Source organism: Candidatus Symbiopectobacterium sp. 'North America', assembly GCF_015762685.1.
In the GTDB taxonomy this organism is placed as follows: domain Bacteria; phylum Pseudomonadota; class Gammaproteobacteria; order Enterobacterales; family Enterobacteriaceae; genus Symbiopectobacterium.
Genome location: NZ_PEHF01000066.1, coordinates 1 through 22,946, shown reverse-complemented (window position 1 = coordinate 22,946; position 22,946 = coordinate 1). Strand labels below are relative to the sequence as shown.

Genomic DNA, 22,946 nt, shown 5'->3' with positions numbered 1-22,946 from the left:
CGTAAATGGTGCCGCTGCCCAAGCTGGCGCGCCACTTCCTGTGCAATGTCCTGCGCACTCTGGCCGGGCTGCGCAACAATGCTGATAGGCGCATGAATGCTGACCGTAGACGGTGCGGCGCTGACCTGCGTGGTGGCGGCTATCGGACGATAGGCCGACATATTCATGGCAGCAGATGCCATTGCTGCTGTTTCCCGGCGGCTGGTCACGTTGACAGGCCCGGTCACGATCTCCGGGCCATGCTCACCGACCACGGCTAATTTCCCCAGCGGGATGCGTCCGCCGTTATCACGCTCACCGCCGTATCGGGCGGCAATCGCGTTTGCCTCATTGCCCTGCCCTGCGGTGCGGGCGCGTTGATAACGCCTGCGTTTAAGGCAGCGGCCTGTTGCGGCGGTATGAGCTTATCCGCGCCCGGCAGGTTTTTCGATTTCTCATCAACCAGCCCCAGCTTTTCCAGTAGCCACGACACCCCGGATCTCAGCGAATCCAGCGGATGCATGACGGCATTTAGCCCGTTAGCCAGCGTCTCACCAAAGCGTTTCCCCACGCTGGCCGCACCGTCCAGCTCGGCAGCAGTCGATTTAACCGGGGCCAGCAGATCGCCGAACCAGCCAAACAGCGCTTTTACCGTGTCGCCTATCCATGTAAAGGCGGGTTGCAGCGGCGCAAAGGCGGCAATAATCGGCGCACTGGCGGCAACAAAACCCTCAACCACACCGCCGATAAATGCCTTGATAGGCTCCCAGTATTTCCAGATAAGCAACGCGCCGCCAACAATCGCCGCGACGGCCAGCCCAACGGGAGACAACAGAACGCCTAACGCACTACCAATAAACATAATCCCGGTGCGCAGCAGGGCAAGCGGTGAAGTCACCAGCCACATCAGCACACGGGCAAAACCCGACATGGCGCCCCGGATTGCGGCCAGCGGGTTGCTGACCACGCCGAATACGGACGTTAACGCTGACATGCCCGCGCGTAGCACCATCAGTGGCGACTTTGCCAGCCACATGATGAGATTGCCGATCCGGTTTAATCCCGTTGATAACTTGGGTAATCCATTGTCACTGACGTTGCCGAACCCCACGCTCAGCAATCCCGCCCCGGCAACCAGCGCATTAACCCCGCTTAATACGGGCCATGCAACCAGCCCGATCCCACCGAGCACCGTGATTAACGCGGTTGCCGCCCCGGCGACCATCACCATCTGACGTGTCAGCTCCGGGTTAGCCGTCACCCATTCATTGACCCGGTTTAGCCATGCCGTCGCACTTTGCGTGAGCTTGCGCAATGCGCCGCCATCGTCATTGAACAGGTTAAAGCGCAGGCCAGCCATCGCGCCTTGCAACCGCTCGATATCCCCTTGCAGGTTATCGCGCAGGGTATCGCCCATGCGGTCAGCCGCCCCGGACACATCGCCCAGCTTGTCTTTGGTTCCGGCCAGCGCCGACAGGAATTTGGGTATCTGGTCAATCGACAGGTCTTCAATCGGCGTACCAAACAGGGCAATCGCCGGGTTGGCCCGCTCTACCGGATCTTTGATTTTCAGCAGACCCTGTGCGGTTTTCTGCATGGCGGCACGCGCTTTATCGCCACCGTTGGCAATGGCGGTAGACATTTTGGCGGCATTGAGTCCGGCGGCGTCATAGGCTTCAATACTTGACTTAGACATATCCGAGCCACGAATGCTGAACTCTTTTACCGCGTCGCCTGTCTTGTCCAGCGCAAATTTTCCTTGCTGCGCCATCTCCACCAGAAGCGTCATCGCCTCCGAGCCACTGAATCCCATATTGCGGAAGTGGGTCGAATACTCGTGCAGGATCTCCGGCAATTCACCGCGCATCTGTGCCGATACGCGCTGCATCCCGGATACCATCAAATCAAACGCCTCGTCGCTGTTTTTGGAGAGGCCATTTTTCATCATGATGGCCGCTATCTGGATACTCTCGGCAGCGTCGCCACCGAGTGCCGCCTGCATGTCCAGCGCCTTACGCGATATACGGGTCAGCTCGGTTTCGCCCACATTCCCAGCGCCCTCAATCTGCTGCGCACTGCGGCCACCGCTTCGGCTATCTGATTGAGATCGCCACTGACGCCAGCGGCGTTAATCTCTTTGATAACACGAGTGTACTGTTCACCGTCGGCGCTATTTCCGCCCGTCTGTGCCGCGATGCGTGCGCCTTGCCCGTTGGCCTCAACGGCGGGGACAATCAGGCGGCTTTCGGCATACAGCGCCGCCGATCCAGCAGCAAATGCGGCGGCACCGGAATTGCGTACCCCGGCAGTGATTTCTTTGCCCTTCTCGTAACGTTTGCTGATCGCGTTCAGTTTTTCCTGTTGCTGGCTTACGCGGAAAAGGGCTGCGTGTTGCTGGTCAAGCGCCGTTTTGGTTTGTGTAATGTCATTGCGTAATTTACGTTCTGCTCCCGACAGGTCGAGCGCACTGATACCTGCTTTTTTCAGTTCACTATCCTGACGTTGTAGTGACTGGCGCAGCACATCGTACTTTGTTTTCAATGCTTCTGCTTGACGCTGGGCACGCTCCAGCGCCTGCGCCTGCTGCTTGGTGGGGTTTTCGCTGTTGCGCAGTTCCGCCAACAGGGCAGCGGCTTTGGCTTGCGCCTGTTTGAGTGCCGCCCCGGTTTCGCTTAACTGGCTTTTGGCTTTGCGAAATCCCTCAATGCGCCCGGCCTGCGCGTTCAGGGTTTTGAGCTGGCCCTGTGAATCACGGATATCACCCGACAGTTTTTTACTGGCGGTTTGCACCGCCTTAAACGGTCGGGTGGCATTATCCACGGCCTTGAGCAAAACACTGAGCTGTAGATTATTACTCATTGGCATGTCCGCTGCGTTTCAGCGCCTTGTCGCGCCATAGAATCAACTCGGTGAGACTCATTGTATAAAGCTCTGAGGGCAGCCAGTGGAAAATCACTGCGATATCCGCCATCAGCTCATCAACGGTCAGGCTTCGGGGGAGGTCGCCTGCGGTGATTTCGGCGTCAAAAAACCGCGCGATTGCAATCATATCCGGCAACTCCATACGGGTAATTTCAGGTTCGGTCAGTGCCGGAACCGTCATACGCGGCAGCACTTTAATCATGTCGTCAACGTCTGAGTTTGCCACTGCGACCAGACTCACGCCGCGTAGGGTTCCGGTGTTGGGTTTAATCAGTGTGACGGTTTCGATCAGGGTGTCACCACGTTTAATCGGGGTTTCCAGCGTTACAACGTTATCGTGTTGGTTCATGATAATTCTCTGTATTCAGGGTGAAGAAAAACGGCCAGTACGGTACTGGCCGCACAGGGTTACACCAGACCGATAGCCCGGAGGTGTTGTTCCAGACGGTCAACGCCATTGACACGCTCAATCATGCTGATGGTGTCAATTTCGATCATCTCTTTGCCGTCCACGGTCAGCTTGTAATAAGAGCATTGCGTAGAAATCTTGGTTTCGGTGTCTTCCCCCTGCTTACTCTCGCCGCCGTCGATTTCTTTGTGACGCCCGCGCACCACCACTTCGACCGCAATGATTTCCCCGGTGTCATCACGTTGGTAAGACCCGGTAAAACGCAGCATGACCGCATCGGCACCCGGCGCGGCGTACTGGCTCCACAGAGTTTCGTTAGCCAGACCACCCAGCGTAAATTCCATGGCTAACGCATCATCATCCAGCCCAAAATCAATCGACGCGGCACCGTTCATGCCGCCGCCGCGATAGTTCTCCAGCTTGCGCGTGAGCTTCAGCAGTGTGACGGCGGTGGCGATCCCCATGTAGCTCATCCCGTCGTTGAACAGGTTCATAAATTTCAGTTTGCGAGGCAGTGCCATAGCGTTGTGGTAACCGACGCGGACAGGTTCACCAGATATTTATCGGTGATGCGCTGGCGCAGGGTGAGATTTTCCAGAGGGGGCACGGGCGTATAATCATAATCGATATACAGTTTCCCGGCCTTGAGGGTATCTTTATCGTTGGCGCTGTCGTCATACCAGCAATCGGCATCAATGATGTAACCATTGCTTTTCAGTTCGCGGAACTTGGCCTTGATACCGTCGATAATGTCGCGGATAAGTGTCGCGGTCAGCGGCTTGTCGTTGGCCCACATGTGCGCCTCCGCCATGGTGTCGGCAATCACCTGCGCGGTACGGGTGTAGTTTTCGAACAGAAACAGCGGATCGTCAGAGCAAGTGCGGTTGCCCCAAAAGCGGAAACCGTCTTTGCGTACCAGCGTGGTGACGCCCGCTTCATTGAGTAAATCCGCATCAGTGCCGGGTGTTTGTAAATCCCAGAATACCGAGGCGCTGATCCCCGTCACGCCGTTGACGCCGACGTTTGACAGGGTTTTATGCCAGCCTGTCTCTTGGTCAATCTTGGCGCGCAGTCCTAATGCACGGGCGATGGCGTAAGCCGTGGCGCTGGCGTTCGCTGCGTTATCCCATGCGATAAAGTCCGGCCAGATAACCATCAGTTCACGCTGGCTGAAATTGTCGCGGTAGTTGATGGCGTCAGACAGGGTTTTGCAACCCCACGTGCTGACGTAACCGAATGCACGCAAAGACTGACAGACAGACGCTAACGCGGTGGCGGCGGGCAACGAGTCCAGCCTCGGCGCACCGAGAATGCGCGGCTTCACGCCCGTCACCGCCTGCGCATCTAACAGGGCTTTCATCCCCTGTATTTGCCGTTCTCATCGCTGCCGTCGATCACATTGCTGAGGGTTTCGGCTTCATCTTTCCCCTCGGCCACACGCACCACGACCGTAACGGGTTTGGACTGGTCAGCAATCGCCGACAGGGCAGCGGCCAGCGTGCCTTTTTTCCAGCCTTACCGGCAGCGGTCAGAACATTGGCGATCAGCACCAGGGTATCAAGTGGAAAGGTTGCTGCGTCGGCATCCGGTGCGGTGCGCACCATACCGATAATCTCGGTGGATACAGTGGAAATAAAGCGCGTGCCGTCGTTGACCTCAACAACCTGCACACCGTGATGGTAATCACTCATAAATTCAGGCTCCAGCAAATGGCAACATTGCCGCGTTGGGAGCCGTTATTGTCTGGTGCCACCCCGTAACAGGCGAGTCATGCTGGTATGTTGGGAACTGACACAACAGAGAAGGGAAGAAAAAACCCACCGTATCGGTGGGGTATTCGTTTCAAAAAGGCGGCTATTCCGGTACTTTCGGCCAGCCAATATCCGAGGTTACACTGACATCAATACGATTTAACATCACCCGATAGGTTTTCCACTCTGTTAGTGCGGCTTTCTCTTCTTCCGTCGCCATATCCAGATCAACCGCATCACTCAGCGTTTGAATACGGGCATTCGCCACGGTAAGACGTGAGGTTAACTCCTGTTGTGCCGCCTGTTGCGCAGCTTGTAATTCTGCCGCTTGCTGGACTTGCGTGTCTGTCACCCATTTTTCCCCGTCCCACACATCAAATTCGGTTGCCGGTTCAAGTAGCGTAAATCCTTCCATCCATTCACCGATAGTGATGATAAGCGAGGCTTCGCGCGTCTCGGTGTTGTAGGCCGTTTTGCCGCGATAGTCCGGCACATGCTCCCAGCCTGAACCGTCAGGCGTGCGCAATAACGCCTGTCCGACGGGGGGTAACTCGGGTTCATCGGGGTAACTGTGTGCGGGTAGTCCTACTCCTAGCATGAGATATTCCATGCTGGCGCTTTGGTATTCGCGCGTCACCGGGTGCACATGATAGACAGTTATCCAGCCTGCATTTTTACTGAGGCCGTTTTCGCCTAATTTGGCGGTTTCAATATCAGTGGAATAGTTGCTCATTATGCTGCTCTCACAATGTAGTTAAAGGCGATGTTGCGCGGACGGTTATCAGCCGCTGTTGGGACGACAGTTGATGCATCAAATTTCAGAACAGCAGGGATCGTCGAAGGATTTCCACCGCCCCCCTGAAACGACGGCTTAGTCTCAGACTGAACGCTAAACACGCCGCTACCAATGGCTTTGGCGTAGGTTGACGAATCATCATCAGAGAACGAAATTGTTCCCGTAATGTTCCTGATGGCATCGCCCTGTTCAGACAACAACACACGCCCACTATCAACCCCGCGCCCGTCATCAAGGCCACGAATAAACTCACCGCGCAGGTCTGGTAAATAGCCGGTTGGGTAACGCGCGGCGAGAATGGGATAAGTCGTTTTGTTAAAAGCCTGTCCGTTGCATTTCAGAAACCCCGCAGGTGCAACGGTTCCGGGGAACGGCAACGGAATACCCGCAAATTCATCGACCGACAATGCGCCTATTGAGGCGGGTGTTAATGTGGGGCTATCAGGTGTTTTTCATAAGCCGTTTGCGTCGGATACGGCGTTAAAGCCGCTGGCTAGAATTGGGTAGGATGCACCAGCGCCAATTTGTATTAAGGGCATTGCGTTACCATGAATAGTAGTAGGCACTGCACCATCCCCAAGATGCACTATATTTTCTGAGTTAATATGCGCTAAGTTGCGTACTTGGCCATTTGTCAACGTTCCACGGAATGCAACTGTGTTTGTTGTTACCACGGCTGCGGTGTGCGTTTTGATAGCTGTTACTGTCTGAGCCGTATCAAGCGTTGCCGGGTTTGTGAGGTTTTTATCCGTCCAAAAAATATGATTTATATATCCCTGCCCGTCCCCCGCCTGAAGCCTGACGACACTTGTTGCGGGTGTTGGCCCTACTGTAAAAACTGAATATGTGCCTGCAACCTTAGAGAACCAGCCAGAACCAAAGCGGCTGGTTGCCGTAGTTATTGCGTCATTTCTGAATGTTCCTGACGTATTCGCAGCGTCTAATGCCCATGTATGCAACGCAGCTTCGCCCTCAAGGCTTATTTGTTTCGGGGCATCTTTCACTGGATTAAGATTTGCACTTGTCCACAGCCTTGCCCACTCACTCGCAACACCATTAGCAATTTGGTGCACTCTAAAATCAACGCCGCCGCCATCGCGCCCCAGCAAATCCTAGCCATATGTTGCGGCTTCCTGTACATGAATTCCAGACGCACCAGTGGAGCCAAAAGGGTTGTCTGCATGACTGGCCGTATAACTAAAAAAATTACACCCGGCAGCCCCCCCCGGTAGCGCCAGCAGCACGAGGTCGGGCGTTAGCTCCCAGACCATGACCACCGCTGATAACCAGTGCACCGGTAGTTGTGTCATCTGGTGACTTTTGTACCCTGGAGGTATCTAGTTTTGCACCTAATGCCGTATTAGTTTCGTCTTTGGTGTATGCATCAACATCCCCCGCGACCAGCGTGATATCCGCCGTCAGCGCCTTACCGTTGACCTTGCGCCCGGAAGGTACTCGCCCATTGACGTTATCGTTGGCGGCTTTTACCGCTTTGGGCGTAGCGGCCAGCGTCTCGCTATCGCTGTCGAGCGCATTGCTCAGTTGCACCAGACCTTTTTCTTTCAGTGTGCCATCAGGGTGTTTCCGGCTTTTTTCGTGCACCTCAATCGCTTCATCTACATAACCGCGCGTTGCCAACACCACCGCCGGATCGATTTTCAGCGTGACTGCATCGGTACTGCTGACAATCAAAATCATGCGCACGGTTTGAATGCGGCCGCTGCCCTCCTGCAACTGCGGCTTGTAAGTCTCCGGGCAGTTTGCAACCGCAATCAGGTTGCCGTCATCATCAAACAGACCGATTTCACGTATCCACCAACCGCCCTCGTTTTCAGGAATAACCTGCTCAGCAATAATCTGGCTGGGGTTCTTCGGATCAATAATCAGGTTATTGAGCGCCGCCCGGCGTTTTTCATTCACGAGTTTAGTTTGTGCCGGGTTAGGTGTGGGCAATGTGCCGTCGCCATCCCCCACCGCCATTCTGGTGATGTTCAGACGGCTACCTAACGCGGTGGCATTAGCTAACTTGGCCGCGCCAATGGTGGTCAACAGGGCAAAATAGGTTGCGCTCATGCGGTTACACTCATGTTGTCAATTAAATGAATACTGTCCCCGATAACATCCTGACCGGACAAGGTGAGGGTTTCGGGAAAATAGGGGTACACCGTCAGGTCATCGCCACCGTAGACAGTAGCGGACACATACGCCGCGCCTTGTGTGTCCAACGTGATATTGAGGCCCAGCAGGTGACGGCTTGCAGGTTTCGCGTCAGCAATCAGCCTTTCAAGCTCGTAAAAGGTTTCCTCGGTAATGCCGCTGTACTGCACACCGATATCAAGCCGAAACGTGCCGGGCACGCCGCCGCTCTGCCACCATTCAATAATGCGAATCAGATAGCCAAACGGCTCTACCACAAGACGCAGCGCGCCAATGGTGCCTTTGTGGCGATGGATAAAGAACGCATCACGAATAACCTGCCGTTTCACGCTCTCCGGCCATGCTTCATCCCAGCGGTCAACGGAAAACGCCCACGCCAGATAGGGCAACAGGTGAACCGGGCAGGTATCCGGGCTCCACAACTGACGCAGGGGAACCGGTACGCGGGTAATTTCGGCGCAGGCGGTGGCGGCGGCAACCTCAAGCACGGACGAGCCAACAGGCAACAGACGGTTATCACTCATCGGCACCGCCCACACCCAACTGATAGCGGGAACAGTAAGACGCCTGTGCCTCATTCAGCACGATATCGGCGGCGGGTTTCGTCAGCTCAACCCGTTGCACGCCCTCGACGTGCAGTGCAGCGTAAATGGCTGAGCGACGAATATCCCGCCCCAATCAGTGCTGCGCGCTGATATAGTTTTTCAGCTTCTGCTCGGCGGCAGCGCGTACAGGTTCCGCTTCCGGGCCCGGATACAGATACAGATACAGCGTGGCGTCAATCTTATACTCCACAATGTTGGCAGACTGCACCGTCACCCGATCAGCCACCGGGCGCACGTCTTCATCGTTCAGTGCAGCGGCGACGATGGCGACCAGTTCGGCACTGACGCTGCCGTCCCCCTCGCGTGACAGTACCGACACCGTGACTCTGGCCGGGCTGGGGCTTACCACCGACACATCCGCGACGCGCCCGTCGGCGCTGCGTCCGTGATACTGGTAGGCACCGACCGACCCGGCAACACTCAATCCCTCAAACGCCTGCTGGATGCGCAGACGAAAATCGCTGTCGGATTCCAGCAGGGCAGGCGTCGGCGGCAAGGTCGAGTCATCAGCCGGGGTAATGACCAGACGGGTAACATTAAAATTAGCACCGAGCTGGTCGAGGTCACTCCCTAGCGCAAAGGCCACCATTCCGGCGCGTGCCGCTTCATTGACGCGCTGATACCACAACAGCTCACGATAGGTGCTTTCCTGTAGCAGTTTGACCAGCGGCTCCAACTCCAGCATCAGGGTGTGGGCCACCGCGGCGCGCTGGTCTTCCGGGTAGAGCGACAGCAGCACCGCTTTGCGCTCGTTGTAAATCGTCTCGTAGTCCAGTTCTTCCACCACGGCAGGGGCGGGAAGCTGGCTTAAATCAATCGTTGCCATCGTGTCAGCTCACAGGAACAGAAAGAGAAAAGGCGGGGCCATCGGTCAGCGCGCCCGCAATATCGACGGCCAGCTTGCCGTCATAGGTCGATTCAAGCGTGATGCCCGTCAGCGTGATACGTGGTTCCCAGCGCAGCAGCGCCATGTAACACGCGGCCATCACCTGCAATTTCACCGCAGGGCTTTGCGGCTGGTCGATAACGGCAGACAGCAGAGAACCGTAATCACGGCGAATCACACGCGAGCCTATCGGCGTGATCAGAATGTCGCGCACGCTTTGGCGAATGTGCTCAAGGTCGCCGAGAGTCTGGCCGCTGTTACGGTCCATGCCGATGTAACTGCTCATCGTGTCCCCTCCGTCCAGCTTCCGCCACGCAGTACTGCACCGTGATCGTGATCATCAATTTGCACACCGTTGGAGGTGAACGCGCCGCCGCTATGCTCAATGGTGCCGTGCATCGTCCCGCCTTTTTGCACTTCCAGCGTGCCCGTCGTCAGCTTGTTGGTACAGACCACTTCCGGCGTATCCAGCGTGATGCGGATATCGGCTTTGACCAGTACCAACCGCACAGTCGCGGTAATGGATTCGTAGGCGGTGACGTCGGCGGTTTTGATGCCGCTGACGGTAAGCGCACCGTTTTCAGTTTCGTACTCGATCACTGCACCGTCGGGAAAACTGATATGCAGCGCATCGGCAGAGGCCGACGGCGCGGGGTTGTCATCGGAATAGATGCTGGGCAGCACAAAGGCGGTATCCAGTTCGCCGCCGATAGACAGGATTAACACCTGCTCACCGATAGACGGTGCCCACCAGTCACGTGAACGCCCGGCGCGGCGAGTCAGCCAGTTCAACCAGTCGGTTGTCATGTTTCCGGTTTGCACCCGGGAAAGGGCGTCTTTGGTGTTAACGTGCGTCACGACGCCAACACGAATCAGATTGCGCAATTTCGCTAAGGGTGGCTTGTGTTTTCATAGGGGAAAGGATGCCGCCGGGGACAAATCGCGGCAATGTAATGCGGCTTGCTGGTCTGCCAGACAACAAGCAACCTGCATATTGACAAATAAGCCGCAGCTTATATTATATAAGCCATAGCTTATTACGGAGTGGTAAGAATGTGGACGGTAGTTTTGACGGAACGATTTACCGCATGGTTAGAAGAACAGGAATGTTCTCTACAGGAAAAAATGGCGGCTGACCTGATGCGCCTTGAATTTTATGGCCCACAGCTTCCCCGCCCCTATGCTGACAGCGTGAAAGGCTCACGTTATCGCAATATGAAAGAGTTACGCGTGCAACATGCCGGGCACCCTATTCGTGCTTTCTTTGCCTTCGATCCCGAGCGTCAGGCTATCGTGTTGTGCGCCTGGGACAAAAGCAATGATAAGCGGTTTTACGACACCATGATCCGTATCGCGGATGATGAATTTACCGAGAATCTGGCAAAAAGGAATCACTAATGAAAACGCTTAAAGAATTTATTGCGGCGCAATCACCAGCAAGTCAGGCCCGCATTAAAGAAATGGCCGATGAAATGATTCTGGAAACTGGCCTACAGATGTTGAGGGAAGAACTCCAGCTTTCACAAAAAACCGTTGCCGACGCGATGGGGATTAAACAGCCCGCGATCACTCAGATAGAACAGCGCGGTAACGATGTCAAACTGGCAACGTTGAAACGCTACATTGAAGCGATGGGTGGCAAGTTGAGCCTGACGGTTGAACTACCGGACGGCGGCGGGCGGGTATTCCATATCTAAAACATAAGTATGCCCCCAATCTACGGGGCATTATTTATTTACTCAGGTGCTGAATCACTAAATCACTTACCCGTTCTTTATCTGAGCGCGTTATACCCAAAAGCTGACGCTCAGGATACTGAATTTCTTTATTATGTCCGCGCTGTTTATCTGTTTGTCCGTAATGATGGATCTCGGCAACCCGTCGCGCTTTATTAGCAAATGTTATCGTTGCATCGTTGGGCGATGCTACTGCCAGCATGTATTTATTCTTCACAAGCTGCTGAAATATCAGGGCTTTTGCCTTACCTGAACGGGTATTTACCCGCTCTTTTTTCACCTCAATAAAGCGCTGAATATCACTGATGTAAAATGAGCGGATGGCTTTTCTGTCTGTATCATATCCGGTAAATAATGTTCCGAATCGGGCTTTACGTTTACGCCAGTTTTTCAGGCTGCGCACTTCATCATTCCACAGGATTTTCATTCCCCGCTGAACGGTGATGACCTGCGCCTTACGCTGGGTAAATGCCATACCGTCTGGGCTTTTTTGCTTACGGATACGGGCTTGGTTGGTTTTTCGTAAATCGTTAGCAATATCTCTTGCTAACGCCTTGCGACTGGCGGGAGACATTTTAGCCAGCAATCCCGCCAGTTCATCGTCAAACGGTTTCAGCTCATTCATGCCATGTGCTCACTAACTGGTCATTGATATACAGTGACACCGGGCGCTCGACAGGGATCGGCAAGGGTGGCTCTGGTGCATGGGTCACATGCAATGCCCTATCAACTTCTTTAACGATCACTCGTTCGGTCAGTTTCAGGCTGATACTGATATCACAGCTACCGTTATCATTAATATCAGCAAGATAGGTAAAACCTTTAGGGTCATTGGCAATATCCGGCTGATTCTCCCGCAACCATGCGTTGATCGGCACCAGTAACCAGTCGATATCATCGGTAAAATTCGTGATAACCAGATTTAGCGTGTACTGGTTTTCAAATGACAGCGACAGGGCAAGGGTTGACGCCACCGCGCCGCTGTCGATAAAGATATGCAGCATGTCGGGGTTGTTTTTCAGTACCGGCACGGCATCACTCAGAGCGCGGCGCAGGCTGCTGGGTTTCAGCATCGTGTTTCTCCTGACAGTGTTTGATGGTTTCAACCTGTAGCGCACAGCTCACCAGTGCACCTTCCAGTTGACGATTATCGGCGCTTAAATCACCGTTGGTTTGCGGGCTGCTGCCCGGTATCGGGCAACTGGTTACTTTCGGACAGCCAACGTAAATAAGCGTCGGGGCCCTCAAAGGCGGGGCGGCGGTGCAGTCGCTTAATATCGTCAGGCAAAGCAGTGCCATACCAACGACGCAGATCGGCATTTTCATTGAGTAGCCTCGTGATGGTGTTATCGCGGGAAGCGACCAGTTGCCCGGCCTTTGAAAGTTTGATGCGCAGTTCAGCCTGCGTCTGTTCATTGCTCCGGGCGTTGTCCTGCAACCGACCAAAGGCAGCGGACTGCGCCAGCAGTGTGTTTTTTTGCTGACTCAGGGCGATCCCTTGCTGGCTTAGCGTGTTCTCTGCGCGGGACAGTTGCCATTTAGTAATAATCAGCACTGACAATAGCCATACGGCCATGATGGCGAGAAACTGCATCATGGGTTTACTCATCATGCCAGCGTTCCCCCTGCCTGCTGGTACACCTGAATCAGCGTATCAAGACGGTGCTCACGCTGACCGTAACCCGCTCCCGGCAGCGAGGCCCAGATAGTGCGGCATTTCGATATTGCCCGTTCGATATCGCCGCGCTCAATGTCCGCCAGTGCCCGGTGCTCGCTAATCAGTTGCGCTGCCAGTTTGTCCTGTGACGTGGGGCTAAAATCTGGCAGTGCCATCTGTTTCTGATAGTGCGGCCAGAACCGATAGAGCTGCTGATAGCGCCCGGACGCGGTGGACTTTTCGCCCTGACGGTTAAACACCTTGGCCGGACGACCCACCGCAAACGGGTGATCGCGGTAGTCGGTGAAAATCTTCGGCTTTCCATCCAGCCCGGTGACAATCACGTCATAGCCTCTATTGCGCGTCAGCGGGTGCGTCGCCGTTCCCTCTGAAAAACCAGCATGTCCAGAAAGGCGGTCAGATTTTTACTGTTCGCCATGCTCTTTCCTCCGCTTATCCAACAGGTTTTTAATCAGCAACTCAATAGCCTGATAGCCCGCAATGCCGAGCGCAGCACCGATACCATTAATGGCGACGGGCGACAGGTTAGGAAACTGCACCAGTGCCACCCCCGCCACCATCGAGACAAAGCCGCCTAACAAGGTACGGCCAATAAACAGGTGTAGCGTGACGGGCTCGCCGCCTGCCAGCACTTTGCCGACGACGATCAGCGCACCAATCAAAAACAAAGACAAAACGCTTTTATCGGGTTCGTTCACGATTCACTCCCATAACTGAACGGATTCACGCACCGGCACGGTAGCGATATCGGGCAGTGTCACGGCTGTGCCGTGGGGCAGAATGGCCCCGTATTCGGCCAGCCCCGGGTTAACGGATAACACCGCTTCAACCGCACCCTGAGTGCGCCCGTAGTGGCGATAGCAAAGGGCGTCCAGCGTGTCGCCCTGCTGTGCGATAACCTTCATCAGATATGCCTGATGATGCAGCGGGGCTTATCCTGTAACTGACAGATTGACCAGCGCGCATCACGCCACAGCTCATCAATCGTGCCGTCGAGCGCATCCGCTTTGCGATCACCTTTGGCGCTGGCGTCATAGCCCCGGTAACGCTCGTAAAGCGTCGCCGTGGTAATGGCGCTGACCGCGCGCAGATAGTGATGATGTTTCTCGCTCTGGCCGTCGAGTTGTTCGGCGGGAACCTCGGCCAGCGTGGTAAATCCGGCCCCCATTGCGTTTTCCGGTACTCGAACAACTCGGCATTCACTTCTGAAATCGCGGTTAATGCCGCATGGCGCAGGTGTTCCGGCGTAACGGTGTTTTCCAGTCGCATCAATTTGCGCAGGGCTCCGGGCTCCACATCCGGCCAAAAAAAGGTATTTTTGATCACGGCTTCCTGTTCCACTGGCACCGGAATAACCACCGCATCCGGGTGTGGCTCCGCTTTCGCGGGGAAAATCATTGTCGTCATGACAACCTCTGAATAGGTGGGCGGTGGGCACAGGCACAGAAAACAAGAAACCGTTCCGGCCTGTGTGCCGCCCGGAGCGGGGCACGTTGGGTTAACGGCTGGCCGCTGCTTTGCGCAACACAGTTTCCAGCCGCTCTATGTCTTTTTTAACGCCGCTTCGGCTATCAAGCTGAAAGGCGCGTTTCAGGTGAAACAGGGCTTGCTCGGGCTTGCCGCTGTCACGCAGCACCAGACCGATGATTTTGTGCAGTTTGGCGCGCACCTGATCGGGCATGTCTTCCGCATCGGTCAGCGTCAGCGTGTCGATCAGCAGGTCAATATTGACCGCCTGCCCGGCGGTATGGGCTCGGGTCGCGGCGTCGGCCACCTCTTCGGCTAATAGGTACGGAGTTGGGCGGGTGTAGCCCTCCGGCATCGCCAGCTTGTGCGCCAGCGCATAGCGGGCAATCTCCAGCGCGCCGGGGACGTCTCCGGCGTCGAGCTTCCACACCATGACGGTCATCAGTACCGCATCCTGTGCGCCGCGCCCGTTGGCAAGTACACCCGCGACCCACGGCGCATAAGCATCTACCATTCCGCGTTTCATTTCGGCCTTACGCTCCATTGAGCGCACCTGTTTTAACGTGCGTTTATCAGCCGCAAGCCGGAACAGCATTTGCTCGTACCCGTTGGCCTGTCGCAGCGGATCATTTTCCCGCCGCGACACCTCAGCAGCCGACACCCGCATCATGTGACGCTGGGCGGGGCTTAACATGAATTAGGCTTCAGCCTCCGCTTTTGCTTGTGCGTCTTTTTTCCGTTCCTTATCAGTTCGGAAATCGCACATTTCAATGTTTTCGATCACACTGCCGCAGCCGTAATCCTCCACCACGTAATCCTGTTTAATGGATTCGTAATTTTCGATGCGGTCACGCTTGGCGTTCTCTTCAAGGTGGCGGCGGTGGCTGTCGTCCATGTAGTAAATCGACAGATTATCCAGGCGGGTGATCATAAACGCATTGGCCGGAAAATATGGCACGCGCACCGCTGGCAAGTTGCCGATGCGCTTCTGGCTGATGATGATATCAGCGGCCAGCGTTTCGCTGTTGGGCTGTTGTTGGTTGACCAGCGGGAAATATTTGTCAGCCAGCAACTGACGGCCACAAATCACCACGAGATCGGGGTCTTCCTGATGCCACTCGTCGATCAGGGTGTTAGTTGCATCCATCACCAATGCATCAAAGCTTACGTAAGCCGACGCAGCCCCCAGCCCGACACGCACTTTGTCATCAAGCGCCGTGCCATCTAGTGCGGTAGATTTATCCATCACACGCTTAGGGGATTCGTTACGGTATTTCTGCAACCAGCCCACCGCAACATCCTGCAACAGCGGATTTTTAGCGCGGTCAGAGGTTGCCGCACGTTTCACGCCGTGCCATCCGGCAATGATGTAATCCAGCGACTGACGTTTGGCGATAGCGTTACGCAAGCGCAACTGGAAATCCTGAAAACGCGCCCACAGGTCGAGGGTGTTGTAGCGGATATGAAAATCAAAGTTCATCTGTTCGCACTTGTACTGCCGGGCTTCCAGACTCAGCAAATCAGCAGTTTCGCTCTCATCACCGCCGGAGGTATCCGTGGTGCTGGCGATCGACCCGGACACACCGAGGCCGACCTTTTCCCCGGTCAGCTCTACCACCGGAACAATATTGATACGGGTCAGAAAGTCGCTGGACTCCTGCACCACTTCCATCAGCGACTGCGTGACCGACGGTTCCACGCTGAATTTTTTACTCAGCGTTTCCACCTAAACGCCATTGAGCGCGGCAAGCTGGGTCAGGTAGGCGTTGTATTTAAAACGGGTTTTTTTACGCATGGTTTTTCCTGTTGTTTCTGAAAAAGGGTATCGCGGGGCTGTGCCCCGGTTAGCAGTTGGTCAGCAACGAGGCTTTACCGTCGCCACTTGTCGCCGCCGGGCGGCGCGTCTGGGTCAGGCTTTCGGTGCCGTCAAGCGTGGCTTTGAGGTCGGTGATTTCCTGTTTTGCCTGCTCGGTCTGGCGTGATGCATCCTGTTTGTAAACCGCAAGGTCAACTTCAATCTTTGAAATGCGCTTATAGACATCATCAAAGCCGCTCTGCACATGCTCACCAACCGCAGTAACAGCCTCATGCACATCATTAAAACGGGCGTCATCGCTGGACTGCTTGCGGCCAAACAGGGCTTTCACGCGGGTTAACAGGGTTGGCTCGACGTCCGGAAGGTCTTCAAATTCCAGCGTTACTTCGGTGGTGACGAAAAAGAGGTTTTCCGGGGAGGCTTTGCGGGTTGCCAGTGGGTTGTGTTTGGCTTTGGCGCTGAATTCCAGCATTTCCGTGCCGAGGCTGGCCGGGTCATCAGTGAACGCCAGACCGACCAGATAGGCTTTGCCGGTATTGGCAAAATAGGGCTGGATCTCCATAGAGGTATAGATTTTCTGGCTGGCTTTATTCATCGCCACCAGTTCATCGGTCAGGGTGATTTTGGCGAACAGAGCCAGCTTGCCGTTGAGCACAGAATCATCATCAATCGCCTCCGCTTTCAGCTCAACCACATCGCCATAGCGGCGGAACGGGCTGTCAGGCAGCAAGACTTTGAGGTGCTCAAGGTTGATGTGGCAACCGTAGACACGCGGATCAAACGTATCCGCCATGTTTTGAATATCGTTGGCGTCAATCACGCGACCGTCGCAGGTGTCACCTTCAACACCGACGTGGAACCACTTCGAAACTTTCTTTGCCATTTTCTCATCCGTTGTTTGCGGGAAGTCGGGGCGAGTATCCGGCGTGTACCTTCGGCGCACCATCAATCACGGTTTGCTAACCGCTGGCACAACAGGTACTTAAGGCGGGATAGGGTGGCGCTGACGTAGCCTTGCCGTCATGAATACAGCCATCGATACCACCATCATCAGCGACCCACGGCGACAGGCGGCTTTGCTCTATTGGCAGGGCTTTTCAGTGCGTCAGATTGGGGAAATGCTGAACCAGAAAACGCCGACCGTGCAGAGCTGGAAACAGCGCGACGGCTGGGACGCTATCGCCCCGGTATCGCGTGTTGAAGCCAATCTGGAAGCGCGGTTGATTCAACTCATCATGAAGACGAAAAAGGAGGCATGACTACAAAGAGATTGACCTGTTAGGCCGTCAGATTGAGCGGTTGGCGCGGGTGAACCGCTACAGCCAGACGGGCAATGAGGCCGATCTCAATCCCAACGTGCGCAACCGCAACAAGGGCGAACGCAAGGCACCAGAAAAGAACCTGTTCAGCGACGCCGCCATTTTGAAGCTGAACGACATTTTTCTCAGTGAGATTTTTGATTATCAGCGTGGCTGGCATCAGGCCGTGCTACAACACCGTATCCGCAATATCCTGAAATCGCGCCAGATTGGGGCAACCTTCTACTTTGCACGCGAGGCGCTGATTGATGCACTGACCACCGGGCGCAATCAGATTTTCCTGTCAGCCAGCAAGGCACAGGCGCATGTGTTTAAAAACTACATCATCGATTTTGCCCGACTGGTTGACGTTGACCTGAAAGGCGATCCGATGGTGCTGCCCAACGGTGCTCGCCTGTTCTTTCTCGGCACCAATATCCGCACCGCGCAGAGCTACACCGGGAATCTGTATCTGGATGAATATTTCTGGATACCCAAGTTTCAGGAACTGCGCAAGGTTGCCAGCGGCATGTCGTTGCACAAGAAATGGCGCTCAACCTATTTTTCCACGCCGCCCAGTCTGGCCCACAGCGCCTATCCGTTCTGGTCGGGTGAGTTGTTCAACGAGGGACGCGGCAACAAGGCCGATCACATCCATCTGGATTTAAGTCACGCGAACCTGTCCGGCGGTGCGCTGTGCGGGGATGGTCAGTGGCGGCAGATTGTCACGGTAGAAGATGCGTTGGCCGGGGGTTGTAACCTGTTCGACCTTGACCAGCTCTCGCTAGAATACAGCCCGGCAGAATATCAGAACCTGCTGATGTGTGAGTTTGTTGATGATAAAGCCTCGGTGTTCCCGTTTGAGGAGTTGCAGCGCTGCATGGTTGATGCGCTGGAAGAGTGGGAAGACTTTAACCCTTACGCGCTGCACCCGTTTGCCTATAAACCTGTCTGGATTGGCTACGACCCGTCACACACAGGCGACAGTGCGGGCTGTGTTGTACTGGCTCCGGGCGGTAAGTTCCGCATTCTTGAGCGCTTCCAGTGGAAAGGCATGGATTTTGCCGCGCAGGCCGACGCCATCAAGCTGCTGACGGAAAAATACATCGTCGAATACATCGGCATTGACGCAACGGGCATCGGTCAGGGTGTTTACCAACTGGTACGGGGATTTTTCCCGGCGGCGCGTGAAATCAAGTATTCACCGGAAATCAAAACCGCCATGATGATGAAAGCCAAAGATACCATCACCAGCGGGCGGCTGGAGTACGACACCAGCCACACCGACATTACGCAGTCTTTTATGGCGATCTGCAAAACCATGACGGCCAGCGGTAACCGCACCACCTATGAAGCGAGTCGCAGCGAGGAAATCAGTCACGCCGATGTGGCATGGGCCACCATGCACGCGCTGTTAAACGAACCCCTGACCGCGATTAACGGTCATGTCCCTGTCAGCATTTTGGACATTAACGAATGAAAAGAACCCGATTTACCCCCGACCAGATAGACGACCTGCACGCGATGATAGCGCGCTTCACGTTCCCGTATCAGGCGGTATGGCAGCGCGTGGGGAAACTGAATGTTAACTAACCGCACCATCACCAAGGCGCGCCAGATTGGTGCGACAGCATTTTTTGCGCGGGAAGCGCTGCTGGATGCACTGACCACCGGGCGCAATCAGATTTTCTATGCACCGACACCAGAACTGGCGCAAGTGGCCCGCGCTCACATGCAAGCGGCCGCGTGGCAAGTGGGGGTTAACCTGTCAATCAACGACGCCGGGCATGTGCTGTTGCACGATGCGCAGGTTTCATTTTTAGGGAAAGAAAATTACTGCGCAGGTTATTCAGGCAATGTGTATGTTGATGAATTTCAGTGATTTAAAAACCGGCGCACGGCGTTTTTGATCGCTAAGTCAATGTCGATGCATAAACAACATCGCCGGACGCTTTACGGATCTCCCTCTGATAACTACCTCGCTTTTCAGGTATGGAGCGGTGATTTTCAGCGGCGTATGAATCCGCAGCCAGCACTTTTTATGCAGGGCAGTTCGTTTGGCTCGGATGGTGTCTGGCGTCAGTCGCTGACGCTGGAACAGGCCATCGCGCAGGGCTGTCACCTTCACGATCTCGATACCATCAAACGGGAATTTACCCCGGAAGAATACAAGGTGTTTTTTGGTTGCGACTGGTCGCAGGCCATCAACAATAAGGAGTCAGTCGCGTGAAAAAACGTAAGTTTCGCCAGTCCAAAACAGCGCAAGCCAGCCCGGCGCAGTCGATGGAGGCATTCACCTTCGGTGAGCCGTCCGCCGTGCTAGACCGCCGCGACATTCTGGATTACGCCGAGTGTATCCATAACGGCAAATGGATTGAGCCGCCGATCAGCTTTAGCGGTCTGGCGAAAAGCCTGCGTGCCGCAGTACACCACAGCTCACCGATCTACGTGAAACGTAACATTCTGGTGAGTACCTTTATCCCGCACCCGCTGTTAAGTCAGCAGGATTTTAGCCGCTTTGTGCTGGATTATCTGGTATTTGGTAACGCTTTTCTGGAAAAGCGGTTGAACAGGACAGGCGGCATCTTACGGCTGGATTCCAGCCCGGCCAAATACACCCGACGCGGGGTAGAAGATGATGTTTACTGGTTCGTGCAGTCATTCAAGGAGCCGCACCGCTTTGAACCGGGCAGCGTGTTTCATCTGCTTGAACCGGATATCAATCAGGAAATGTAAGGCCTGCCGGAATATATCAGCTCGTTAAACTCGGCATGGCTGAACGAATCGGCGACGCTGTTCCGGCGCAAGTATTACCAGAACGGTGCGCACGCGGGTTACATCATGTATGTGACCGATGCGGCGCAAAGCGGCACTGACGTAGACAAGTTACGCGCCGCGATGAGCAATACGAAAGGGCTGGGGAATTTTAAGAACCTGTTTTTCTACGCCCCCAACGGCAAGCCGGACGGTATCAAGATCGTGCCGCTCAGCGAGGTGGCGACGAAAGACGATTTCTTTAACATCAATAATGCCAGCCGCGACGATCTGCTCAGTGCGCACCGCGTGCCGCCGTAGATGATGGGGATTATCCCCAGCAATACGGGAGGGTTTGGGGATGTGGAGAAAGCGAGTCAGGTGTTTGTCAGGAATGAACTGACGCCATTACAGGAACGAATCAAAGAGGTGAATGAGTGGGTCGGCATTGAGGTGATCAACTTCAAACCCTATAAATTACAAGAGGAATAATGAACAAGGCCACCTATATAGTGGCCTTGTTATTATGAATGCCGCTCAATAACGAGGTCGACGCCTTCATTTAACAATTCGTTAATTGACACCCCGTTAGCCTGCGCGGTTACAGCTAAGGCAGCATGGCGTTCCGGCGTTAGGCGGGTAGTCACTTTGCCGCTATAGGATTTATACGGTTCAATACCATCATGTCGGCACTCATCAAGAAATATGGCAAGTGATGTTGCCCCTTCTTTTTTCAGTTCCTCCACGCTGTAGGCATAGAAATCCGCGCCGCCATTCAGCCCGACAAATTCCCCTCGAAACATTTCAATTTCCGAGTCAAACGCGATGACGGCCGTGTGGCCGTCGATTTGCAATGTATTAATCATGGTCTTACCCCTAAACTGTCTAACCATATCCGGATGGAGTTAACCGCCCCCTTGTCAGTGGTTGGTCTCGGGTGTGGCCGATGAAAGATTCTTTTCTCACCTTTCAACAGTACCGCAATTCTCGAACCTTCCCTTTCGTGTACTTCTGCCCCCAGCGCTATCAGTAGTGACTCTATATCACTCCACTTTATCGAACCGCTAACCGGGCGAGAAAACACATCTGACAGCGTTTTCAGGTGTCGTTTGTTCATGGCGTTTATAGTATCACAAAATGACACCATTTCAATTTCTATAGTGTCATTTTTTGGTGTCGTAAGTGATTATCGTTGTGACAACAAGTCACACTCTTCACGTTTTTCTTTCAATAGCCGCATCAACAGACTCACGGTATCGACCGCAGAGCCATATTCACGATCCAGCATGGGGAACAGCTTCTGGATATGCGGCCAAAAATCTGTCGTCAGGTAATCTACAGAGTGAAATAACGCATTTAGTTGCGTGATTTGCCGATGGTTGAAGGTGAGCGTGGTTTCAGGAATATAAAATTCCAGTTCGCAAGGGTGAACAGGCTTTTCCGGTTTATGCTGAACGGCTTTTGTTTGTGGGTTGAAGTAGCATTCTTCCAGCGTCTCAAACACATCCCACGCTTGATCGGTTTCCAGCATCTTAGCGTGAGGCGCTGCGCCGCGTTCCGTCCAGAGGATGAGGCTACGAGTGTTACGGGAAACTTTCACTGAAGGTCTTAAAGACATGCTGTTGACTAACTGACTATCAGTCAGTCCGTTATTTTTAACAAAGTCACTATTAGTGACTTTGTTACTTTCAACAGAGTATCTTTGAGATACTCTGTTCTTAAAGTCTTTTAAATCAGTACCTTTCAGATTGAAGAAGTGTTTTCCTTCAACAAAACGATCACTATTTCGTTTGTGGTTTTGTCGGATGCGAACAGTTTCCGTACCGTAAAGTTGCGCCAGTAGCTCTGAAGTAACGACAGGAATATTGTTGTGAGTGACAACGGAAAGGCTTTCTACGGATAGTTGGGTAGTCATAATGACCTCGTGATATTTCTTTCTAGGGAAAACCACCAATAGGTGGTGTCGGGAGGCTAGAAACGGCTTCACGAAACCGCGGACTTATTCCCCTTGCGGGTGTTGTATTCGTCGCCCTCCCGACATTGATCGGGGTGTGACCGCGCAGTGCGTTCACTGAATGACAGGCATAAAAAATCCAACACTAACGGGGTTGGTTCTGACCGCGTGAAAAGAGGTTTCTAGGCCTCGTGGAGCGAACCATAGAGAATGGGTGTTCGAGAGTCAACATAAACCCTCACCAATCGCGTTCTATGCGCACCAGTGAAAAGCCAGCCCCCCACGCATGATATCAAGCGGAACACCTCACAGCGGGGCGCAGCGGCGCGGGATGAATCACGCCTAAACGCCCTCGCGCGCAATGCTATCCCCGCCACGCCTGCCCGCTTTGTGTGTCGCTTTTCATGCACTCGCACGATCCGGCGCGATCCGCGCCAGCCGTGGCACTAGCGGGGGAAAATTGACTGTAGATCGTCATGCAAAATCATGTGGGTTATGCATGCAACGCTAAAAGGTGGCATTCTCTAATCGTTTTTTTAAATATTCCAGCAACGCCGACCTGTCACTAATCACTGGGTGCTCTCTGGTTTCTATCGTGCCGTTAGCTAAATCCTCAATGAGTCCAAGAGCTATCTCGCGATCTCGTTCTCTGCAACAGCTTTCGTTAGCTAGACGGGCCAGTCCACGCTTAACCGCCCGTTGCATAATGTTATCGACAGCATTCCAGCTCAGCCTCAG

General features: G+C 54.3%; 26 protein-coding genes and 10 pseudogenes. 7 read left to right on the top strand and 29 right to left on the bottom strand.

The annotated features are described in order from the left end of the window. Positions 1 to 11: 11 nt before the first annotated feature. The 14 genes and pseudogenes from CS369_RS23750 to CS369_RS14110 all read right to left on the bottom strand — a co-directional run. Positions 12 to 1,981 (bottom strand): annotated as a pseudogene (locus CS369_RS23750) (phage tail tape measure protein); the annotation flags it as partial. A 26-nt stretch (positions 1,982 to 2,007) separates the two neighbouring features. Next, positions 2,008 to 2,838 (bottom strand): hypothetical protein, encoded by an 831-nt coding sequence (locus CS369_RS23745; RefSeq protein WP_244665010.1) that lies wholly within the window; start codon positions 2,836 to 2,838, stop codon positions 2,008 to 2,010. Continuing rightward, complete coding sequence (locus tag CS369_RS25250) at positions 2,831 to 2,950, bottom strand: GpE family phage tail protein (RefSeq protein WP_196907620.1); 120 nt, start codon at positions 2,948 to 2,950, stop codon at positions 2,831 to 2,833. Before CS369_RS25250 ends, CS369_RS23745 begins: the two co-directional genes overlap by 8 nt. 63 nt (positions 2,951 to 3,013) lie before the next feature. Continuing rightward, positions 3,014 to 3,250 (bottom strand): annotated as a pseudogene (locus CS369_RS14160) (phage tail assembly protein); the annotation flags it as partial. A gap of 59 nt (positions 3,251 to 3,309) precedes the next feature. Next, positions 3,310 to 3,831 carry a phage major tail tube protein gene (locus CS369_RS14155; protein ID WP_196907619.1) on the bottom strand — a complete coding sequence of 174 codons (522 nt, stop codon included), beginning with the start codon at positions 3,829 to 3,831 and terminating at the stop codon, positions 3,310 to 3,312. Continuing rightward, a pseudogene (locus CS369_RS14150) lies at positions 3,810 to 5,001 on the bottom strand (phage tail sheath protein). The gene CS369_RS14155 and the pseudogene CS369_RS14150 overlap by 22 nt, the downstream one beginning before the upstream one ends. Positions 5,002 to 5,164: 163 nt before the next feature. Next, the gene (locus CS369_RS14145; RefSeq protein ID WP_196907618.1) at positions 5,165 to 5,794 is read right to left on the bottom strand and encodes a tail fiber assembly protein; all 630 of its coding nucleotides are present in this window, start codon (positions 5,792 to 5,794) and stop codon (positions 5,165 to 5,167) included. Next, positions 5,794 to 6,264 (bottom strand): phage tail protein, encoded by a 471-nt coding sequence (locus CS369_RS14140; protein WP_244665009.1) that lies wholly within the window; start codon positions 6,262 to 6,264, stop codon positions 5,794 to 5,796. The genes CS369_RS14145 and CS369_RS14140 overlap by 1 nt, the downstream gene beginning before the upstream one ends. A 45-nt stretch (positions 6,265 to 6,309) precedes the next feature. Continuing rightward, positions 6,310 to 6,966, bottom strand: a complete 657-nt coding sequence (locus CS369_RS14135; protein ID WP_196907617.1) for a hypothetical protein — start codon at positions 6,964 to 6,966, stop codon at positions 6,310 to 6,312. A 346-nt stretch (positions 6,967 to 7,312) separates the two neighbouring features. Further along, positions 7,313 to 7,930 (bottom strand): annotated as a pseudogene (locus tag CS369_RS14130) (phage tail protein); the annotation flags it as partial. Next, on the bottom strand, positions 7,927 to 8,538 hold the full coding sequence (locus tag CS369_RS14125) for a phage tail protein I (protein ID WP_196907616.1): 612 nt from the start codon (positions 8,536 to 8,538) through the stop codon (positions 7,927 to 7,929). The pseudogene CS369_RS14130 and the gene CS369_RS14125, both read right to left, overlap by 4 nt. After that, positions 8,531 to 9,445, bottom strand: a pseudogene (locus CS369_RS14120) (baseplate assembly protein). Before CS369_RS14120 ends, CS369_RS14125 begins: the two are co-directional and overlap by 8 nt. A 4-nt stretch (positions 9,446 to 9,449) precedes the next feature. Beyond that, positions 9,450 to 9,791, bottom strand: a complete 342-nt coding sequence (locus CS369_RS14115) for a GPW/gp25 family protein (protein ID WP_196907615.1) — start codon at positions 9,789 to 9,791, stop codon at positions 9,450 to 9,452. Next, positions 9,788 to 10,390 (bottom strand): phage baseplate assembly protein V, encoded by a 603-nt coding sequence (locus tag CS369_RS14110; protein WP_196907614.1) that lies wholly within the window; start codon positions 10,388 to 10,390, stop codon positions 9,788 to 9,790. Before CS369_RS14110 ends, CS369_RS14115 begins: the two co-directional genes overlap by 4 nt. A 168-nt stretch (positions 10,391 to 10,558) precedes the next feature. Between CS369_RS14110 and CS369_RS14105 the strand changes: the two genes are divergently transcribed. Continuing rightward, positions 10,559 to 10,903: a type II toxin-antitoxin system RelE/ParE family toxin gene (locus CS369_RS14105; RefSeq protein ID WP_196907613.1), complete on the top strand. Its 345-nt coding sequence runs from the start codon at positions 10,559 to 10,561 to the stop codon at positions 10,901 to 10,903. After that, on the top strand, positions 10,903 to 11,202 hold the full coding sequence (locus CS369_RS14100; protein ID WP_196907612.1) for a helix-turn-helix domain-containing protein: 300 nt from the start codon (positions 10,903 to 10,905) through the stop codon (positions 11,200 to 11,202). The genes CS369_RS14105 and CS369_RS14100 overlap by 1 nt, the downstream gene beginning before the upstream one ends. A gap of 34 nt (positions 11,203 to 11,236) precedes the next feature. Here CS369_RS14100 and CS369_RS14095 read toward each other — a convergent pair whose 3' ends face one another. From CS369_RS14095 to CS369_RS14065, 8 genes and pseudogenes are all read right to left on the bottom strand, one after another. Continuing rightward, positions 11,237 to 11,866, bottom strand: a complete 630-nt coding sequence (locus tag CS369_RS14095; RefSeq protein ID WP_196907611.1) for a phage virion morphogenesis protein — start codon at positions 11,864 to 11,866, stop codon at positions 11,237 to 11,239. After that, entirely contained in the window at positions 11,859 to 12,314 is a 456-nt protein-coding gene (locus tag CS369_RS14090) for a phage tail protein (protein WP_196907610.1), read from the bottom strand. Before CS369_RS14090 ends, CS369_RS14095 begins: the two co-directional genes overlap by 8 nt. After that, entirely contained in the window at positions 12,277 to 12,519 is a 243-nt protein-coding gene (gene lysC / locus CS369_RS23735; RefSeq protein ID WP_244665025.1) for an Rz1-like lysis system protein LysC, read from the bottom strand. The genes CS369_RS14090 and lysC overlap by 38 nt, the downstream gene beginning before the upstream one ends. Beyond that, the gene (gene lysB / locus CS369_RS14085; protein ID WP_244665007.1) at positions 12,404 to 12,853 is read right to left on the bottom strand and encodes an Rz-like lysis system protein LysB; all 450 of its coding nucleotides are present in this window, start codon (positions 12,851 to 12,853) and stop codon (positions 12,404 to 12,406) included. The genes lysC and lysB overlap by 116 nt, the downstream gene beginning before the upstream one ends. Beyond that, a pseudogene (locus CS369_RS14080) lies at positions 12,850 to 13,337 on the bottom strand (glycoside hydrolase family 104 protein). Before CS369_RS14080 ends, lysB begins: the two are co-directional and overlap by 4 nt. Continuing rightward, positions 13,324 to 13,617, bottom strand: coding sequence for a phage holin family protein (locus CS369_RS14075; protein ID WP_196907608.1), 294 nt, complete (start codon positions 13,615 to 13,617; stop codon positions 13,324 to 13,326). The pseudogene CS369_RS14080 and the gene CS369_RS14075 overlap by 14 nt, the downstream one beginning before the upstream one ends. Positions 13,618 to 13,620: 3 nt before the next feature. Then, the gene (locus tag CS369_RS14070; protein WP_196907606.1) at positions 13,621 to 13,824 is read right to left on the bottom strand and encodes a tail protein X; all 204 of its coding nucleotides are present in this window, start codon (positions 13,822 to 13,824) and stop codon (positions 13,621 to 13,623) included. Further along, positions 13,824 to 14,242, bottom strand: a pseudogene (locus CS369_RS14065) (head completion/stabilization protein). Before CS369_RS14065 ends, CS369_RS14070 begins: the two are co-directional and overlap by 1 nt. Here CS369_RS14065 and CS369_RS23730 point away from each other — a divergent pair. Continuing rightward, positions 14,147 to 14,338, top strand: a complete 192-nt coding sequence (locus CS369_RS23730) for a hypothetical protein (protein ID WP_244665028.1) — start codon at positions 14,147 to 14,149, stop codon at positions 14,336 to 14,338. The pseudogene CS369_RS14065 and the gene CS369_RS23730 sit on opposite strands and share 96 nt — an antisense overlap. A gap of 79 nt (positions 14,339 to 14,417) precedes the next feature. Here CS369_RS23730 and CS369_RS14060 read toward each other — a convergent pair whose 3' ends face one another. The 3 genes and pseudogenes from CS369_RS14060 to CS369_RS14050 all read right to left on the bottom strand — a co-directional run bounded on the left by CS369_RS14060 (position 14,418) and on the right by CS369_RS14050 (position 17,085). Next, positions 14,418 to 15,080, bottom strand: coding sequence for a terminase endonuclease subunit (locus tag CS369_RS14060; protein WP_196907604.1), 663 nt, complete (start codon positions 15,078 to 15,080; stop codon positions 14,418 to 14,420). A gap of 3 nt (positions 15,081 to 15,083) precedes the next feature. Beyond that, positions 15,084 to 16,181, bottom strand: a pseudogene (locus CS369_RS14055) (phage major capsid protein, P2 family). A gap of 49 nt (positions 16,182 to 16,230) precedes the next feature. Further along, positions 16,231 to 17,085 (bottom strand): GPO family capsid scaffolding protein, encoded by an 855-nt coding sequence (locus tag CS369_RS14050; RefSeq protein WP_196907602.1) that lies wholly within the window; start codon positions 17,083 to 17,085, stop codon positions 16,231 to 16,233. Positions 17,086 to 17,224: 139 nt separating this feature from the next. Here CS369_RS14050 and CS369_RS14045 point away from each other — a divergent pair. From CS369_RS14045 to CS369_RS14030, 4 genes and pseudogenes are all read left to right on the top strand, one after another. After that, a pseudogene (locus tag CS369_RS14045) lies at positions 17,225 to 18,980 on the top strand (terminase ATPase subunit family protein). Between the two features lie 102 nt (positions 18,981 to 19,082). Continuing rightward, complete coding sequence (locus CS369_RS14040) at positions 19,083 to 19,382, top strand: terminase large subunit domain-containing protein (protein WP_196907600.1); 300 nt, start codon at positions 19,083 to 19,085, stop codon at positions 19,380 to 19,382. Between the two features lie 45 nt (positions 19,383 to 19,427). Next, on the top strand, positions 19,428 to 19,730 hold the full coding sequence (locus tag CS369_RS14035) for a hypothetical protein (protein WP_196907598.1): 303 nt from the start codon (positions 19,428 to 19,430) through the stop codon (positions 19,728 to 19,730). Then, a pseudogene (locus CS369_RS14030) lies at positions 19,727 to 20,746 on the top strand (phage portal protein). The gene CS369_RS14035 and the pseudogene CS369_RS14030 overlap by 4 nt, the downstream one beginning before the upstream one ends. Positions 20,747 to 20,778: 32 nt before the next feature. Here the strand turns inward: CS369_RS14030 and CS369_RS14025 are convergent. From CS369_RS14025 to CS369_RS22600, 4 genes are all read right to left on the bottom strand, one after another. Beyond that, positions 20,779 to 21,120, bottom strand: coding sequence for a type II toxin-antitoxin system HicB family antitoxin (locus CS369_RS14025; RefSeq protein WP_196907596.1), 342 nt, complete (start codon positions 21,118 to 21,120; stop codon positions 20,779 to 20,781). Continuing rightward, positions 21,117 to 21,371 carry a type II toxin-antitoxin system HicA family toxin gene (locus CS369_RS14020; RefSeq protein ID WP_196907595.1) on the bottom strand — a complete coding sequence of 85 codons (255 nt, stop codon included), beginning with the start codon at positions 21,369 to 21,371 and terminating at the stop codon, positions 21,117 to 21,119. The genes CS369_RS14025 and CS369_RS14020 overlap by 4 nt, the downstream gene beginning before the upstream one ends. Positions 21,372 to 21,440: 69 nt before the next feature. Beyond that, positions 21,441 to 22,169 (bottom strand): ORF6N domain-containing protein, encoded by a 729-nt coding sequence (locus CS369_RS14015; protein WP_196907592.1) that lies wholly within the window; start codon positions 22,167 to 22,169, stop codon positions 21,441 to 21,443. 546 nt (positions 22,170 to 22,715) lie between these two features. Beyond that, positions 22,716 to 22,946: hypothetical protein (locus tag CS369_RS22600; RefSeq protein WP_210769494.1), on the bottom strand; the 231-nt coding region annotated here is incomplete at its 5' end.